At 65.3% G+C, this 3,212-nt stretch carries 3 protein-coding genes; 2 read left to right on the forward strand and 1 reads right to left on the reverse strand.

The window, feature by feature from the left end; all coding sequences use genetic code 11:
- Positions 1-1,733: endonuclease (locus AC1VAN_RS16375; protein ID WP_480986207.1), on the reverse strand; the 1,733-nt coding region annotated here is incomplete at its 3' end.
- 352 nt (positions 1,734-2,085) lie between these two features.
- On the opposite strand from AC1VAN_RS16375, the gene AC1VAN_RS16380 reads away from it, so the two are divergent.
- Positions 2,086-2,373, forward strand: coding sequence for a co-chaperone GroES (locus tag AC1VAN_RS16380; RefSeq protein ID WP_025878649.1), 288 nt, complete (start codon positions 2,086-2,088; stop codon positions 2,371-2,373).
- Positions 2,374-2,455: 82 nt separating this feature from the next.
- Positions 2,456-3,212: chaperonin GroEL (gene groEL / locus AC1VAN_RS16385; protein ID WP_480986208.1), on the forward strand; the 757-nt coding region annotated here is incomplete at its 3' end.

Here is a 3,212-nt window from a genome sequence, read left to right on the forward strand (position 1 = left end):
CACTCGGGGTGGTCGATGAAGGGGTTGCGGTTGCCCTGGAACGAGTAGATCACGTCATTACGCGCCTGCTCGGCGGCATCCGGCGGATCGGACAGGTGCCAGTCGATCAGGGTCGACAGCAGGCCCATGTAGGCCGGCGAGCTGCTGGTCTTGACGATCTTGCTGCGGTCGTCGGTCAGTTCCAGGTCCGGTTCGGACTGGCCGGTGGCCGCATCCTTGCCACCTTCATAGCGGATGGCCATGTACATCACCGCGCGYGCCATGTCGCCCTTGCGRTGGCCCCACACCTCGAAGGTACCGGCATTGCCATCCGGTGTACGCACCCAGTTCGAATTGCCCGGGTAGCCACCGCTGCCACCGCCGTGGCCGTTGTTGGCTTCGGTGGCACGCTCGCCGCAGTTGGCATCGCACTTGCCGAACGGCTTGTTGCCGCGGTCGGCATTCCACTGTGCGTCGGTCAGGTACAGCATGTGGGTATCGGTGTAGGGCGCGTACGGCAGGCCCTTGTCGCCGGTGGTGCTGGCAAAGCCCAGCGAGTTCGGCCAGGTGTGCTCGCGGTTGTACTTCAGGCCGCTGCCACTGCCTGCACGGTCGGTCACCTTGGCGAAGCTGTGGTTGCGGTAGGCATCGAGGATCCGGCCGCTGTTGTTCGGATCTTCGTCGGCGATTTCCAGGATGGTCCAGGTGCTGGTGCCCGAGCCACTGTACGGATACGCGGTGTGGCCCTTGATGGTAGCGTGCAGCGAGCAGCGCAGCTGGCTGGGGCTGCTGGTGTTGACCTTCGAGTAGTAACCGGCCGGTCCGCCGGGATTGCCCGGGTCCGGATTGCCGGTGGTGGTGGCCACGGTGAAGGCGATGCGGCTGTCGGTCGCCGGGCGGGCACCCTGCGCATCGGTGATGCGTGCGGCACGGATGTCGAAGCGGCAGGCTTCACCGGCGACCAGCGCGGTGTTGGTCGACAGCTTCACGCTCTTGCCGCTGGCCGGCCAGGTCAGCGGCACGCTGCCCGAAGTGCCGCAGGTCAGTGCGAAGGCGCCGCTGGCGAGGTTGACCGTCTCGCTGAACACCACTTCCAGGTCGGCGGCGGCAGGGAAGGTGCTGCTGCCCTGTGCCGGCGTGGTGGTGGACACCGACGGCGGCGTGTTCGGGCCCGGGGTGCCGCCGCCACTGAAGGTCTGGTGGTTGTTGCAGCTGCCGAAGGTCTGCCTGGCCGATTCGGCCCAGGTGAAGTGCGCGTACTGGCTGCCGCTGCCGGTCAGCTGCAGCGAGGTGCCCGCCGCGGTGCTGTTGGTTTCGGCAACCGGAATGTTCTGGCTGGTCATGCCGGCGGCGGGGCCACCGGAAGCGGTGATCGCGCCCTCGTAGCTGAGGAACTGGACCACCTTGCCGCTGGCGTCGACCAGGGCGATGCCGTCGTTGGCACCGTTCTGCAGGCCGTTGCTGGGGTAGGTGACCACCGCCAGGGTGGCGCTGCCGCAGCTCGCCGCGGTTCCGGCCGGCACCGCGTTGTTGGCGTAGACCGTGGCGGCCGACGGGTTGCTGCCGTTGTAGAGGTACAGGCGGTAGCCGGACAGGTCTTCGCCGGCGGTGGCGACCACTTCGATGGCTTCGCCGACGTCACCGGCAGCGGTGCTGTCGTCGTAGTGCAGTTCGTTGATGAAGACCTCGGCCTGGGCCGGCGCGGCAGCCAGGGCCAGCAGGCAGGCGGCGGCGAGCGGGGACAGCAATCGCATCGACTACTCCTTGTGATTGGGAATGCCGGGCCACCCTAAAGCCGATCCGGTGACACTTTGTCGTAAATGAACGCCAGATATCTGACAGTGCGACGGCGGTCACCAAATGGTGGCCAACTCCCCCTTGGCTTGCCGCGACGCATCCCTATAAAGGCGTCCGCGCGGGGATGGAGTGCCGCCGGGCCGCCGGGAAAAATTTCGGGGGCGGGCCTTGAAAGGCCTCCGGAGGTCTCCATCTCTGTCGTGCTCCCGACCTGTCGGGCTTTTTCACGCGCGTTGCTGGCAGTCGCTTGGTGCGAGTGCTAACATCGCCGGACTTTTTCAGATCAATCAATAACTTAAGAGGTCCCACATGAGCATCAAGCCGCTGCACGACCGCGTTGTGGTCAAGCCGATCGAAGCCGACGAAGTTTCCGCCGGTGGCATCCTGATCCCGGACTCCGCCAAGGAAAAGTCCACCAAGGGTGAAGTCGTGGCCGTGGGCCCGGGCAAGCCGCTGGACAACGGCAACGTGCGCGCTCCGTCGCTGAAGGTCGGTGACAAGGTCATCTACGGCCAGTACGCCGGCAGCTCGTACAAGAGCGAAGGCGTCGAGTACAAGGTCCTGCGCGAAGACGACGTGCTCGCCGTCATCGGCTGAGCGTCGGCGCGACCTGCTTCATCCCCTGATTCCAACACCCAGCCGCCGGGCATGGCCCGGCGCTACCAATGAGGTAAACGCAATGGCTGCCAAGGATATTCGTTTCGGTGAAGACGCCCGTTCGCGCATGGTGCGCGGCGTCAACGTTCTCGCCAATGCCGTCAAGGCCACCCTGGGCCCGAAGGGCCGCAACGTCGTGCTCGAGAAGAGCTTCGGCGCCCCGACCATCACCAAGGACGGCGTGTCCGTCGCCAAGGAAATCGAACTGGCTGACAAGTTCGAGAACATGGGCGCGCAGATGGTGAAGGAAGTCGCCTCCCGTACCAACGACGACGCCGGCGACGGCACCACCACCGCCACCGTGCTGGCCCAGGCCCTGATCCGCGAAGGCGCCAAGGCCGTTGCTGCCGGCATGAACCCGATGGACCTCAAGCGCGGTATCGACAAGGCCGTCGTGGCTGCCGTCGCCGAGCTGAAGAACATCTCCAAGCCGACCGCTGACGACAAGGCSATTGCCCAGGTCGGCACGATYTCSGCCAACTCSGACGMSWMGATCGGCSASATCATCGCCAMCGCGATGAAGRARGTCGGCAAGGAAGGCGTGATCACCGTTGAAGAAGGCTCGGGCCTGGACAACGAGCTGGACGTGGTCAAGGGCATGCAGTTCGACCGCGGCTACCTGTCCCCGTACTTCATCAACAACCAGCAGTCGCAGACCGCTGACCTGGATGACCCGTACATCCTGCTGCACGACAAGAAGATCTCCAACGTCCGTGACCTGCTGCCGGTGCTGGAAGGCGTCGCCAAGGCTGGCAAGCCGCTGCTGATCGTTGCCGAGG

Source organism: Stenotrophomonas sp. 05L44_2, assembly GCF_056665995.1.

Coding starts and splice junctions, on each gene's coding strand:
- AC1VAN_RS16380 (WP_025878649.1), top strand. CDS start 2,086: ATGAGCATCAAGCCGCTGCACGACCGCGTTGTGGTCAAGCCGATCGAA.